Raw genomic sequence first — 13,693 nt, 5'->3', positions numbered from 1 at the left:
ACCGGGATGGACGCACCGCTGGTGTACCAGTTGTCTTGCCAAAGGCATCGCTGGGTAGCTATGTGCGGAAGGGATAAGTGCTGAAAGCATCTAAGCATGAAGCCCCCCTCGAGATGAGATTTCCCATCACTTTATGTGAGTAAGATCCCTGAAAGATGATCAGGTAGATAGGTCTGAGGTGGAAGCGTGGCGACACGTGCAGCTGACAGATACTAATCGATCGAGGACTTAACCACAGTAAAAAGCGCAGGCGGCTTGAACAGAGGCGACAGGCATCTGGCAGCAAGCAGATGACCCCGAGCCTCTAGCCGTCGGAGCTGGATTGCAAAATGCAGCGAAACTCGGAATACTTTCTTCTTTCTTCTAATACTTTATCTAGTTTTGAAAGAACAATGTTCTTTCAATTTCATACAGTCTGGTGACTAAGGCGAAGAGGTCACACCCGTTCCCATGCCGAACACGGAAGTTAAGCTCTTCAGCGCCGATGGTAGTTGGGGGATCTCCCCCTGTGAGAGTAGGACGTCGCCAGGCTGGAATGAATTCCAATAATATGAGCTGAAAAGAAGAACTTTTCTTAATAGGCTGCATATAATGTATCATTATTATTGTCGCGGGGTGGAGCAGTTCGGTAGCTCGTCGGGCTCATAACCCGAAGGTCGCAGGTTCAAATCCTGCCCCCGCAATACCATTTTATAGCTGCGAAATATTACCCTTCATTTTAAGGATAAATATTTTGAAAAGTATTTATTGGTACTTACAACAATGAAGGATATTTTGCTTGCTGGCAAAAATCCTTGGTCCGGTAGTTCAGTTGGTTAGAATGCCTGCCTGTCACGCAGGAGGTCGCGGGTTCGAGTCCCGTCCGGACCGCCATCTATTACTTTAGAAGTTTAGCGAAACGATGTTTCGTTATTTTTTTTGTCTTTATGCCGGTTTTTTTGCTCAACCAGATGAAATCGGGTAAACTACATATATACTGCATCCTTAGGAAGTGACTTGTATCCTAAGGTTTTTTTATACATTAAAGGAGATCGTTATGGCTACGTATGAATTTATAACATGCAATCCGGAGCAGACAGGTGAATTTGCAGGAAGGCTTGCTGGGATGCTTCAAGAAAATGATATCTTAACATTAGAGGGTGGCCTTGGAGCAGGAAAGACGACATTTACAAAAGGTCTTGCAAAAGGCCTCGGTGTTAAGCGCAATGTGAACAGTCCGACCTTTACGATTATTAAAGAATATCAGGGGCGGCTGCCTTTATATCATATGGATGTCTACCGCTTGGATGACTCTTTCGAGGATCTTGGCTTTGACGAGTATTTTGATGGCGGTGGTGTGACGGTCGTTGAGTGGGCGCACTTGATTAAGGATCAGCTTCCTGAAGAAAGGCTGGCTGTCACGATAATGAGGGTATCTGAAGAAGAAAGAAAGATTATACTGGAGCCGTCGGGCGAAAGATATGAAATGTTATGTAAGGAGATTTTTGAATGAAGATCTTGGGAATTGATACTTCCAATTACCAATTGGGCATCGCACTGGTCGATGGCAATGAAGTAATTGGTGAGTTTATAACGAATATTAAGAAGAACCACTCTCTGAGGGGAATGCCGGCAGTGGAGATGCTGATGAAGGAATGCGGTATAGCGCCTGCAGATTTGGATAAAATCGTAGTAGCTAATGGCCCGGGTTCTTATACAGGTGTGAGAATAGGTGTGACAATTGCCAAAACAATGGCATGGTCATTGAATATTCCAGTAGTTGGTGTTTCATCGCTGGCTGTACTGGCGTCATCAGGAAGGTACTTTGATGGATTGATCTCTCCTTTGTTTGATGCGCGGAGAGGACAGTTATATACTGGGCTCTACAAGTTCAGTGAAGGAAAGTTGGAGTGCATAATAGAAGATGCCAATTTGCCGGCTGAGCAATGGGCTGAAATAATGAGCCAATATGAGCAGAAGGTTTTGTTTGTAGGACATGATGTGAAAATTCATCAGGAAGTTTTACATAGCAAATTGGCTGACCAGGCGGTTTTTGGGGACATGGCCAGTCATAATCCACGTCCGTCTGAATTGATAAGGCTTGGAATGGATCGTTCTGAAGAAAATGTTCACGGTCTTGTACCGAATTATATCAGGCTGGCAGAGGCAGAAGCTAAGTGGAGAGAATCACAAAAATAGCGGTGTTATTGGGGAATGGCAAATGAGCGATTATACAATAAGATTAATGAGTGTTGAAGATTTAGATGATATCATGGAAGTGGAAACAGAGTCTTTTACCATTCCATGGAGCAGGGATGCATTTTTCAATGAAATAGAGACGAACCATTTTGCGACATATATTGTCATTGAAGACAAAGGCAAGGTCATCGGTTATTGCGGAGTTTGGATCATCGTGGATGAAGCCCATATTACCAACATCGCTGTCCTTCCTTCTTACAGAGGGCAAGGCCTTGGAGATAGATTGATGCAGAGCATGATTGAAATCGCAAAGGAAATGGGAGCAGTGACCATGACACTTGAGGTAAGGGTCAGTAATACTCCTGCTCAAACTCTGTATAAGAAGTTCGGATTCGCGGAAGGCGGAGTCCGCAAAAAATACTATTCTGACAACCAAGAGGATGCATTAGTTATGTGGGTGAAATTATATGAGTAAAGATACGTATATACTAGGAATGGAAACGAGCTGTGATGAGACAGCTGTCTCCATCGTGAAAAACGGTAAAGAAATTCTATCAAATGTTGTTGCTTCTCAAATCGAAAGCCATAAGCGTTTTGGCGGAGTAGTTCCGGAGATTGCCTCTCGCCATCATGTGGAACAAATCACGATTGTGATAGAGGAAGCGCTCGATCAGGCTGGGATGAGTTTAAAGGAAATGGATGCGATTGCTGTTACGGAAGGGCCTGGCCTTGTGGGTGCCCTGCTAATTGGCGTAAATGCAGCTAAGGCATTGGCTTTTGCTCACGGCCTTCCGCTTATCGGCGTTCATCATATCGCCGGACATATATATGCAAACCGATTAGTGACAGATATGAAATTTCCTCTTCTTTCTTTAGTTGTATCCGGCGGCCATACAGAATTGGTATATATGAGAGAGCATGGATCATATGAAGTGATCGGAGAGACTCGGGATGATGCTGCAGGAGAAGCTTATGATAAAGTAGCAAGGACACTTGGCCTGCCTTATCCAGGAGGTCCGCATATCGACAGGCTGGCAGCAGAAGGAAAACCGGAGATTGATCTGCCGAGGGCATGGTTGGAAGCTGACTCGTTTGACTTTAGTTTCAGCGGCCTGAAGTCAGCGGTTATCAACACTGTCCACAATGCTGAACAGCGTGGGGAAACCATTGCTCAGGAAACGCTGGCCGCGAGTTTTCAGGCCAGTGTAATTGATGTACTTGTCACTAAGACTCTAAAGGCGGCAAAGCAGTACGGAGTTGGACAGGTTCTGCTGGCAGGCGGCGTTGCAGCCAATAGAGGATTGAGAAGTACATTGGAAAAAGAGTTTGGTGCTTTAGACGGAGTGGAGCTTGTCGTGCCTCCTTTGTCACTATGTACAGATAACGCTGCGATGATTGCGGCTGCGGGTACTATTGAGTTTGAAAAAGGGAAGCGGGGCTCGATGGCGATGAATGCCAATCCGGGTCTTGATATAGAAAGTTTTTAGGCTTGAGGGAGAAATCTCTCAAGCTTTTTTTTATTTGAAGATTAGTGGGGGAGCGTGTTTTTTAGCTATTACAGACAGATATCTTCGGTCGGGAGAGAATGGTTTTATATCTAGATATGTATGATCGCTAGTTGCTCGCTCATGGGCATTACCTTCAAGTTTGCTTTTATATAGCGGAAGAAGATTCCCTTATTTGCTGAATAGCACCGCCAAAAGCTCAAATAGAGGAAAAGTATTCCCTTATCAGCCTTTAATCTCTAAAAAATAGGGGCTTTTCTTAAAATAAGGGAAAATAATTCCCTTATTCACCATCAATTTGAATTAAATCTGAGAATAAGGGAAAAATCTTCCCTTATTTCCCTGCTGGTTACTCCGGCAAGGACCTGACCTTCCATTTCTCCTCCTAATAGCGGAAGAAGATTCCCTTATTTGCTGAATAGCACCGCCAAAAGCTCAAATAGAGGAAAAGTATTCCCTTATCAGCCTTTAATCTCTAAAAAATAGGGCTTTTCTTAAAATAAGGGAAAATAATTCCCTTATTCACGATGAAATTGAATTAAATCTGAGAATAAGGGAAAAATCTTCCCTTATTTCCCTGCTGGTTACTCCAGCAAGGACCTGACCTTCCATTTCTCCTCTAGATATGTACGAGGCTGCGGGAACTTCGGTCATGAGCAGTTGGTCTTCCCTCATAAGTGTAAGAAGAAGGAGCAGCATGGGAGGGGAACCATCCCTTTTCCGCCGGGTGTATGAAAGTGTGTATTAAACCACAACCTTTCTCCCTTTAAAGCCGTAAGGGTCTCAAGGAAAGTTCAAGAGACCCAAAATTCAAGCGATCTACTATGAATCTTTTATTAGCATCATACTTAAAACCTTGTGGATAACAGGATGATGGGGAAAACTAGTTTGGCTGACCTAGCTTAATATTCTCAAAAACACAAAGATACCCCCAGGATTTCCACACTTCGGGGATAACTATAGAAGTAGAAGGGGTTTCCAACAGAAAAAATAAGGGTATAGATAAGAGGATAAGTTTGCTGAAATAAGAACAGGTGTTTTGTACACAGTCTGTGGACAACTTGTTGATAACTATTGTTTTCCTTGTGCAAAAGAACAAGGAAATTTTCCTATTTTTTTGTTAGTAATGGGGATAACTGTGGATTAAATTGTGGATTATGTGGAAAAGTGATGTGAATAGAGATAAATTAACACTTTTTCTGTGCATAACTATGTGGAATAACATTGTTTATAAATTTGATTAGTTGTAAAAAAGAGTAAAACTGCTCCAGGATTTACCTGGAGCAGTTTTTTAAGTTTGGAGGAGCTCTTCGATTTCGGTCCACTCTTCCATATATTCTTCTAATGATTGCTTCGCTTCTTCCAATTCACTGTTCAGTTTCACCACTTTTTCATGGTCTTGAAAGATATCAGGATCACATAAGTCAGTCTCTATCCTGCTTATGGTCCCTTCGAGTTCTTCCATCAGTGCTTCGAGTTCTTCTACCCGTCTTTTACGCTGTCTCTCCAGCTTTTTCGCTTCTTTATCCTGTTGATAGTTTTGTTTTTCTGTTTTTACAGGAGCAGGACTTTTAACAAGATTGCTTTGTTCAAGCTGAGCAATTTCAAGTATCTCGTTCTTTTTCTGAATATAGTAGTCATAATCTCCAAGAAATTCGGTTGCTTCATTCTGTGATAACTCGACTACCTTTGTGGCAATCCGGTTAATGAAGTAACGATCATGCGAAACAAACAGGATGGTTCCCGGATAATTTATCAAGGCGGACTCTAGTACTTCCTTGCTGTCGAGGTCCAAGTGGTTGGTTGGCTCATCGAGGATCAGCAGGTTCGCTTTTTGCAGCATTAGCTTTGAAAGGGCTAGTCTGGCTTTTTCCCCTCCGCTAAGAGTCGATACGGGCTTCAAGACATCTTCGCCGGAGAAGAGGAAGTTGCCCAAAACCGTTCTGATGTCTTTCTCATCTTTCATTGGGTATTCATCCCACAGTTCATTTAAGACGGTCTTATTGGATGTGAGTTCTGCCTGCTCCTGATCATAATAGCCTATGGAAACATTGGAGCCAAAGGTGAAGTCTCCTTTAATAGGTTTCAGCCTTTTGATCAAGGTTTTTAAAAGCGTAGATTTTCCGACTCCATTTGGTCCTACCAGGGCAGCACTGTCTCCTTTTGACATGGCCATGTCCAGAGAGGAGGATATTATATCCTCTCCATATCCAATTGCCAAGTCATTGACTTTAAGAACATCATTTCCACTTGGGCGGTCAATGGTAAAGGAGAAGGCTGCCGATTTTTCATCACCTTGGGGGCGGTCCATGATATCCATTTTTTCCAGTTTCTTTCGTCGGCTTTGCGCGAGCTTTGTCGTGGAAGCGCGGGCGATGTTTTTCTGGATGAAATCCTGCAGTTTGGCGACTTCTTCCTGCTGGCGCTCAAACTGTTTCATTTCTCTTTCGAACATCTCGGCCTTCATTTCTAGGAACTGGCTGTAATTGCCGTGATATTTCTTCGAGTTAGAGCGTGACACCTCATAAACCTGATTCACGACTTTGTCCAGGAAGTAACGGTCATGGGAGACAATGAGTATTGCCCCTTCATAGCCTTGAAGATACTGCTCCAGCCAGGATAGTGTATCGATATCAAGGTGATTGGTAGGCTCATCCAGAATCAGAATATCAGGCTTTGTCAGTAAAAGTTTTCCGAGAGCCAGGCGTGTTTTCTGCCCCCCGCTTAAGGTGGAAATCTGTGTACTATAATCAAAGCCCGCAAAGTTCAAACCGTGCAGGACGGAACGGATATCGGCTTCGAATTGATAACCGCCTGATTCTTTGAATTTCACCTGAGTACTATCATATTCTTTCAGGACCCTGGCGTATTTTTCTTCATTTTCATAAACAGCAGGATCCGCCATCTGCTGCTCGAGCTTCCTCAAATCTTCTTCCATCTTGCGCAGGTCATCAAAGACCGAGAGCATTTCATCCCAGATGGATAAACCGGATTCGAGGCCGGTATGCTGGGCGAGGTACCCAATGGTCGTTTCTTTTGGCTTAATAATATCGCCGGAATCATAGGAAAGCTGTCCGGAAATGATTTTTAATAGTGTAGATTTGCCCGCTCCGTTCCGTCCGACCAGAGCTACTCTGTCGCGGTTCTGAAGTTCGAGCTTTATATTGGACAGGATCACGTCAGCACCGAAGGACTTAACGATTTGATTGACTTGTAATAATATCATTTCATTCACCTCTATATAGTAGGCTCTTTTTTTGCGTAGAAAAGAGCGCAAAAGCAAGCTTTATTTATCGGTATGCTTATTAGTATAGTGTATCGCAAAATTAACGGCGACGGCAATGTTAAGGGTGTTACACGCTGTCGAACGGACAGACAGAAAGGGCAAAATAGTGTATGATAGTGTGGACGGAAATAAGCTTAGATTCACATTCGATAGGTAGATTTAGTTTTCCATGAAAAGGAATTGACATATAACGTCAACAAGCACAAAATGGAAAGATGACTTCCCACGTTCATATGGAAGCGTTATCAGCAGGATGAAGTGAGAGGTAAGCTTAAAGCTCAAGCGAATCAATTTGTGGGGGAATGGTAATGAATCAGGAAAGTGCAAAGATTCCACAAGCGACAGCTAAACGGCTGCCGTTATACTATAGATTTATCAAGAATTTACACTCCTCGGGAAAACAGCGGGTTTCTTCGAAGGAACTGAGTGAAGCGGTAAAGGTAGATTCCGCCACAATCCGCAGGGATTTTTCCTACTTTGGTGCGTTAGGAAAGAAAGGGTATGGTTACAATGTTAACTATCTGCTCTCTTTTTTCAGCAAAACGCTCGATCAAGATGAATTGACGAAGGTCGTCCTGATTGGTGTAGGTAACCTGGGTACCGCATTTCTTCACTATAATTTTATCAAAAACAATAATACGAAAATAGAGATGGCGTTTGATGTTGCTCCTGAAAAGGTGGGTTCTATCATCAGTGACGTACCGGTATACAGTCTCGATGATATGGAGAAACATCTGGAAGAAAATGATATAGAGGTGGCGATACTGACAGTTCCTGTTGGATCGGCTCAAAATATTACCGACAGGCTCGTCGAGGCCAACATTAAAGGGATTTTGAATTTCACACCTGCCCGGCTCACAGCACCGGATCATATCAGGATCCACCATATTGATCTGGCGGTAGAACTTCAGTCGCTGGTATATTTCCTGAAAAACTATTCGGAAGATGACACCGAAATGTCACAAGAAGAAAATGAACATGATAGCAAAAATAAAAACGATAAGTTATGATAGAACAAGGAGGTGAGCGTTATGCCACTAGGACCAGGTAGCCTCATATTGATCGCAATTGTAGCTCTATTGATTTTCGGACCAAAGAAATTGCCGGAATTAGGCAAAGCAATGGGAAATACATTGCGTGAGTTTAAAAACGCAACAAAAGGCTTAGCAGATGATGATGACAGCAAAGATAAAGATGCTAAGTAAATGTAAGGATTGAACGCTATGAGTCATAACGAAATGACGATTTATGAACATATAGGAGAACTCAGGAAACGGCTCATGTTTGTAGTCGTTTTCTTCATGTTGGCCTTCCTCGGCAGCTTCTTCCTCGCAGAACCGCTGATACGATATCTTCAGCATGCGGATGAAGCGAAAGAGCTGACCATGAATGCTTTCAGATTAACAGATCCATTGAAAATTTATTTGGAGATGATGGTCTTCATCTCGTTGATCCTGACATCTCCGCTGATTTTATTTCAATTTTGGGCGTTCATCAGCCCGGGGCTGCTGGAAAGAGAAAGAAAAGTAACTTTGAGCTATATCCCAATATCCCTGCTGCTTTTCCTGGGAGGATTATCTTTCGCTTACTTTATTCTATTTCCATATGTGGTCGGCTTCATGATGAATTTATCTGATGAGTTGGATATACAGCAGGTCATTGGAATCAATGAATACTTCCATTTCCTGTTCCAGTTGACCGTTCCATTCGGGCTTCTGTTTCAACTGCCGGTCGTCATGTTGTTTTTGACCAGGCTGGGGATCATCACCCCAATGTTCATGGGGCAAATGAGACGCTATGCGTATTTCATCTTGCTGGTAATCGCAGCGCTCATCACGCCGCCGGATATTGTTTCCCATCTAATGGTGACAGTACCGCTGCTGTTTTTATATGAAGTCAGCATCTGGGTTTCCAAAATCGGCTATAAAAAGGTGCTCCAGGCAGAACAACAGCTGCAGAGAGAACTCTATGAAGAAGAAAGAAAAAGAGAGGAATAACCTTAATTGGTTGTTCCTTTTTTTGAATTGTGGGCGTTTAATCCTTTAAAGCGCAAAAAGGGACAGTCCCTCTTCGTGCTTTAAAGGACTAAAGTGTGTGGGAACTTTTGTTGAAAATATAGGAAATCAGGGGCGAATACCCAAGAGGCTTCCTTGTCTTATTCATACTTTATAGGGTCAGTGACATTAGACTAGAGAACGAGGAGGAAGATGTTCGTGAATCACCATGGAATTAATCCTAACGATCAAAGAATTTTCTTCGGACGTCCCGGTTTCGGATTTGGCCGTCCGGGATTTGGTTTCGGACGCCCCGGCTTTGGGTTTGGCCGGCCAGGTTTCGGCTTCGGTTTTGGAGTTCCATTTATAACCGGGCTCGCGGCAGGAGCATTATTGACTCCAAGACCGTATTATTACCCGCCATACCCTTATTATCCGTATCCTTACTATTAGGTGATAAAAGGAGCTTTTCCTTAAAACGGGAAAGGTCTTTTTATGTCCTAGGTTTGGCGGGGCTGGGGGAAGAGTAATGAATTTCCTCTACAGTCGAATGACGCCGAAAAGTGGTGCCTTAAACATGGAGTAACTTGATGAAAAAATAAGGGAAGAATTTCCCGTTAATTGCAATATTGAGCCCATTTCGATGCTGAATAAGGGGAGATTTTCCCCTTATCTAAAGCAGAATTGCCTATTTTCTAGTTTTTAAGACAATTAAGGGGAATTTCTCCCTCTATTTAAGCTGTTTCGAATGCTATTTCATAAAAAAAAAGGGAATTTTTCCCCTTATTTACTAGCCAAAGTTCCGATACGGGACTCTTAACTGATATAGCGGCTGCTCACTGTTCCATGTGGGGTGCATCAACTGGATGTGAAACCATGAGGGAGAAGTCCGTTCCCAGCTGGTATGTATCCTCAGTCTCCCCTTGCCGCCTAGTCCCCGCTGGCCAGCTGTAAATATCCTTCTGTAAGTTTCATTCAAAAAGAGACAACCTTTTAGAAAAAGGCTGTTTTCGCATACATTGTTGCTTTCGAATATCCCCGGATACTAAGGGTTTTCGCTCGAATCTGGAGAGCAGCTCTTTTCTTTTCGTGTTTACCATGTGAATTTCGGTGAATTATAATTATTTTCTTTTCAATTAGTTTCAAATATAGCAAAAAAGTTTATGAAAAGAACCTAGAAAACAGCATAAAAAAGAAGCCCTCTTAAAGGCTTCCACTATTTCTTATCATTCAACTGTTTCTTAATTTTAAAATGCATGGCGACCATTCTGATTCCAGATCCGAAATCCAGTGTGGCCAGCAGCACCATAAGGTAGGCGAAAAATCCCCAGCCATTGTCGTTTACATTGATAACGGCAAAGTACGTAAACAAAACTCCGAGGAGGATGTAAAGAATGCCGCTGAACAAAGGTGATCTCCTCATATAAATAATCCTCCTATAAATCCTTGAATTCTCTCCGCTTCTTCAATCATTCTTTCGATATCTTCCCTGAAAATGGACTGCATCAGCACGACGAGGGAGTTCATCGACACGTGGGCGATGATCGGCACAATGATCCTTTTGGTTTTAACATAAAGGAACGCAAAGGTGAAGCCCATTGCTGAATATAAAAGGACATGTTCCGGCTCAAAGTGTGCAAATGCGAAGATGACCGAACTGATCAGCGCAGAAAGGATAAATGAAAAACGCTGATATAAAGCACCAAAAATAATCTTTCGAAACACGATTTCTTCCAGGATCGGCCCGATGACAGCTGCTACAATCATGGCCAAAGGCACAGAATCGATGATCCTGACAATGGTTTCCGTATTTTCCGATCCCATCTCAATTCCGAGAAGGCGTTCGATGTTGATGGCTATAGCCTGTGCGAAGAAAGCCATGAATATACCGGCAATTGCCCATAGTGCCGAGAACACAGCCGACATGGGAGCTTCTCTTTCCAGACGGGTGGATGCTTCCGATTTTCGTAAAATAAGCCAGACAACAAGCAGCGTAATCGAGAATGAAAAAATCAACCAGTAACCGGGTACGACTGCCTCTGCCTGATCGCTGGACTGGTTGAACCAATTGACGGCTGCGTGGTAAAACAGAGGAATCCCGAGGATGCTTGAGAGCTGCATGGTGATATAGGCTATAAGAACATATCCATATTGTTTTTTCAACGTGATGTCTCCTTATATTGAATCTGTCATTACAATTCTTATTAGCTTCCGCTTTTCCTTACAATTCTACTAATAAAGAGCCTTTTTCGCAAAGAAAGAGGTTTTCTTTCTTTTATACGAAAGAGCAGGCAGAATAAGAACCATTTTTCGATAGGGGGCCGAACCTTACTAAGGTCGCCAAAGCAGAGCCTTAACTTCAGATTTTCTGCAGGAATTTGGTCGAGAGGAATAAAATACCATCTGTAACATAAAATAAGAAGGTGTGTTTTTTCAGGAAATTTGACGAAAAAAAATTTAAGCAGGACTCTTGCAAAATGGAAACGAATTATTTATTATAATAATTGTGTTAGCACTCAACCTTAACGAGTGCTAATAAATACGAATACTTACATAATATATGAGGAGGTTGTTTCACTTGTTAAAACCACTAGGTGATCGCGTCGTTATTGAGCTAGTAGAATCAGAAGAAAAGACAGCAAGCGGTATCGTACTGCCGGATTCAGCTAAGGAGAAACCACAAGAGGGTAAAGTTATTGCTGTAGGTGCCGGACGGGTTCTTGATAATGGTGAGCGTGCAGCTCTTGATGTGGCTGCGGGCGATAAAATCATCTTCTCAAAATATGCTGGTACAGAAGTGAAATACCAAGGCACAGAATACCTGATCCTTCGTGACAGCGACATTCTGGCTGTAATCGGCGAATAATCAATCTTTATCTGAAAATATACCTAACCAATATAAGGAGGTCTTTTTAAATGGCTAAAGATATTAAATTCAGCGAAGAAGCACGCCGTTCCATGCTTCGCGGTGTAGATCAATTAGCAAACGCAGTAAAAGTAACTCTTGGACCAAAAGGACGCAACGTGGTACTTGAGAAGAAATACGGTTCTCCACTAATTACAAATGATGGTGTGACAATCGCGAAAGAAATCGAACTTGAAGATGCTTTCGAAAACATGGGTGCAAAGCTTGTTGCTGAAGTAGCAAGCAAAACAAACGAAATCGCCGGTGACGGTACAACAACTGCAACGGTCCTTGCGCAAGCGATGATCCGTGAAGGACTTAAAAACGTTACTGCTGGTGCGAACCCTGTAGGTATCCGTAAAGGTATCGAAAAGGCGGTTCAATCTGCAATCGAAGAGTTGAAAGCAATCTCTAAACCAATCGAAAGCAAAGAGTCCATCGCACAAGTAGCGGCTATCTCTGCTGCTGACGAAGAAGTTGGACAATTGATTGCTGAAGCTATGGAGCGCGTTGGAAACGACGGCGTCATCACAATTGAAGAGTCTAAAGGTTTCTCTACAGAGCTTGATGTTGTGGAAGGTATGCAGTTCGACCGCGGATATGCATCTCCTTACATGGTAACAGACTCTGACAAAATGGAAGCAGTCCTTGATAATCCGTATGTCTTGATCACTGACAAGAAAATCGGAAACATCCAGGAAGTCCTGCCGGTACTTGAGCAAGTCGTACAACAAGGCAAGCCGCTATTGATCGTTGCGGAAGATGTTGAAGGTGAAGCACTTGCTACACTAGTAGTGAACAAACTTCGCGGAACATTCAATGCTGTAGCTGTAAAAGCTCCTGGATTCGGTGACCGTCGTAAAGCTATGCTTGAAGACCTTGCCATCCTTACAGGCGGTGAAGTGATCACAGAAGATCTTGGATTGGATCTTAAATCTGCGAACATCACTCAGCTTGGACGCGCAGCGAAAATCGTTGTTACAAAAGAAAACACAACAGTTGTTGAAGGTGCAGGCGAGCCGGATCAAATCTCTGCCCGCGTAAACCAAATCCGTTCTCAAATGGAAGAAACAACTTCTGAGTTCGACCGTGAAAAATTACAAGAGCGCCTTGCGAAACTTGCTGGCGGAGTAGCAGTAGTTAAAGTTGGTGCGGCTACTGAAACAGAATTGAAAGAGCGCAAACTTCGTATCGAAGACGCATTGAACTCAACTCGTGCGGCTGTAGAAGAAGGTATCGTTTCAGGTGGTGGTACTGCCCTTGTGAACGTATACAACAAAGTTTCTGCAATCGAAGCTGAAGGCGATGTGAAAACAGGTATCAAGATCGTTCTTCGTGCGCTTGAAGAGCCAATCCGTCAAATTGCTCACAACGCTGGGCTTGAAGGATCTATCATCGTTGAACGCCTGAAAAAAGAAGAAGTTGGCGTAGGATTCAACGCAGCTACTGGCGAGTGGGTCAACATGATCGATTCCGGTATCGTAGATCCAACAAAAGTAACTCGTTCTGCACTGCAAAACGCAGCGTCCGTTGCAGCAATGTTCTTAACAACTGAAGCAGTTGTTGCTGACATTCCTGAAGAAAACGGCGGCGGCATGCCTGATATGGGCGGCATGGGCGGCATGATGTAATAAGTGCCTCCAACCCTTGATATGACTGGGTTTGTTGGTAAGGTGAGAGTGGTTTGCTAACATTTTGCTAACATTGAGGATATTAACGGAGGCTTCTCATTAGTTCACCGAACTTTTGAGAGGCTTCTTTTTTCATTTCTTGCGTTACGTGGAGATATACATTTTTCGTGATTTGATCATCAGTATGACCGAGC

The 13,693-nt window shown here is 43.2% G+C and carries 13 protein-coding genes, 2 tRNA genes and 2 rRNA genes; 14 read left to right on the top strand and 3 right to left on the bottom strand.

Going from position 1 to position 13,693, the window contains the following annotated elements; genetic code table 11:
* The 8 genes from FZC78_RS23065 to tsaD form a co-directional block, all read left to right on the top strand.
* Nucleotides 1-236 (top strand): 23S ribosomal RNA (locus tag FZC78_RS23065); the annotation flags it as partial.
* A 178-nt stretch (nt 237-414) separates the two neighbouring features.
* Nucleotides 415-531 (top strand): 5S ribosomal RNA (gene rrf, locus FZC78_RS23060).
* 78 nt (nt 532-609) lie between these two features.
* Nucleotides 610-683 (top strand) — tRNA-Met (locus FZC78_RS23055).
* 113 nt (nt 684-796) lie between these two features.
* Nucleotides 797-873 (top strand) — tRNA-Asp (locus FZC78_RS23050).
* Nucleotides 874-1,036: 163 nt separating this feature from the next.
* A complete protein-coding gene (gene tsaE / locus FZC78_RS23045; protein WP_148942403.1) occupies nt 1,037-1,492 on the top strand; it encodes a tRNA (adenosine(37)-N6)-threonylcarbamoyltransferase complex ATPase subunit type 1 TsaE in 456 nt (151 codons plus the stop codon).
* On the top strand, nt 1,489-2,178 hold the full coding sequence (tsaB, locus tag FZC78_RS23040; protein ID WP_148942402.1) for a tRNA (adenosine(37)-N6)-threonylcarbamoyltransferase complex dimerization subunit type 1 TsaB: 690 nt from the start codon (nt 1,489-1,491) through the stop codon (nt 2,176-2,178). Before tsaE ends, tsaB begins: the two co-directional genes overlap by 4 nt.
* 22 nt (nt 2,179-2,200) lie before the next feature.
* Nucleotides 2,201-2,653 carry a ribosomal protein S18-alanine N-acetyltransferase gene (rimI, locus tag FZC78_RS23035; RefSeq protein WP_148942401.1) on the top strand — a complete coding sequence of 151 codons (453 nt, stop codon included), beginning with the start codon at nt 2,201-2,203 and terminating at the stop codon, nt 2,651-2,653.
* Complete coding sequence (gene tsaD / locus FZC78_RS23030) at nt 2,646-3,665, top strand: tRNA (adenosine(37)-N6)-threonylcarbamoyltransferase complex transferase subunit TsaD (RefSeq protein WP_148942400.1); 1,020 nt, start codon at nt 2,646-2,648, stop codon at nt 3,663-3,665. Before rimI ends, tsaD begins: the two co-directional genes overlap by 8 nt.
* A 1,309-nt stretch (nt 3,666-4,974) precedes the next feature.
* Here the strand turns inward: tsaD and FZC78_RS23025 are convergent.
* Nucleotides 4,975-6,909, bottom strand: coding sequence for an ABC transporter ATP-binding protein (locus FZC78_RS23025; RefSeq protein ID WP_148942399.1), 1,935 nt, complete (start codon nt 6,907-6,909; stop codon nt 4,975-4,977).
* Nucleotides 6,910-7,277: 368 nt separating this feature from the next.
* Between FZC78_RS23025 and FZC78_RS23020 the strand changes: the two genes are divergently transcribed.
* From FZC78_RS23020 to FZC78_RS23005, 4 genes are all read left to right on the top strand, one after another.
* Nucleotides 7,278-7,979, top strand: coding sequence for a redox-sensing transcriptional repressor Rex (locus tag FZC78_RS23020; RefSeq protein WP_148942398.1), 702 nt, complete (start codon nt 7,278-7,280; stop codon nt 7,977-7,979).
* Between the two features lie 21 nt (nt 7,980-8,000).
* The gene (locus FZC78_RS23015; protein WP_148942397.1) at nt 8,001-8,174 is read left to right on the top strand and encodes a twin-arginine translocase TatA/TatE family subunit; all 174 of its coding nucleotides are present in this window, start codon (nt 8,001-8,003) and stop codon (nt 8,172-8,174) included.
* An 18-nt stretch (nt 8,175-8,192) separates the two neighbouring features.
* Nucleotides 8,193-8,966, top strand: a complete 774-nt coding sequence (gene tatC / locus FZC78_RS23010; protein ID WP_148942396.1) for a twin-arginine translocase subunit TatC — start codon at nt 8,193-8,195, stop codon at nt 8,964-8,966.
* Nucleotides 8,967-9,176: 210 nt separating this feature from the next.
* Complete coding sequence (locus FZC78_RS23005) at nt 9,177-9,416, top strand: spore coat protein (RefSeq protein WP_148942395.1); 240 nt, start codon at nt 9,177-9,179, stop codon at nt 9,414-9,416.
* 763 nt (nt 9,417-10,179) lie between these two features.
* Here the strand turns inward: FZC78_RS23005 and FZC78_RS23000 are convergent.
* Both FZC78_RS23000 and FZC78_RS22995 read right to left on the bottom strand, forming a co-directional pair.
* Complete coding sequence (locus tag FZC78_RS23000) at nt 10,180-10,386, bottom strand: YdiK family protein (protein WP_148942394.1); 207 nt, start codon at nt 10,384-10,386, stop codon at nt 10,180-10,182.
* Nucleotides 10,383-11,126: a CPBP family intramembrane glutamic endopeptidase gene (locus tag FZC78_RS22995; protein ID WP_148942393.1), complete on the bottom strand. Its 744-nt coding sequence runs from the start codon at nt 11,124-11,126 to the stop codon at nt 10,383-10,385. Before FZC78_RS22995 ends, FZC78_RS23000 begins: the two co-directional genes overlap by 4 nt.
* Before the next feature lie 415 nt (nt 11,127-11,541).
* Between FZC78_RS22995 and groES the strand changes: the two genes are divergently transcribed.
* Together groES and groL are read left to right on the top strand one after the other, a co-directional pair.
* Nucleotides 11,542-11,829, top strand: a complete 288-nt coding sequence (gene groES, locus FZC78_RS22990; protein WP_148942392.1) for a co-chaperone GroES — start codon at nt 11,542-11,544, stop codon at nt 11,827-11,829.
* A gap of 50 nt (nt 11,830-11,879) precedes the next feature.
* The gene (gene groL, locus FZC78_RS22985; RefSeq protein ID WP_148942391.1) at nt 11,880-13,499 is read left to right on the top strand and encodes a chaperonin GroEL; all 1,620 of its coding nucleotides are present in this window, start codon (nt 11,880-11,882) and stop codon (nt 13,497-13,499) included.
* Nucleotides 13,500-13,693: the final 194 nt, after the last annotated feature.

Source organism: Rossellomorea vietnamensis, from assembly GCF_008180415.1.
Classification (GTDB): domain Bacteria; phylum Bacillota; class Bacilli; order Bacillales; family Bacillaceae_B; genus Rossellomorea; species Rossellomorea vietnamensis_C.
The sequence above is the reverse complement of the archived record's forward strand: the minus strand, read 5'-3'. Positions and strand labels throughout refer to the sequence as shown.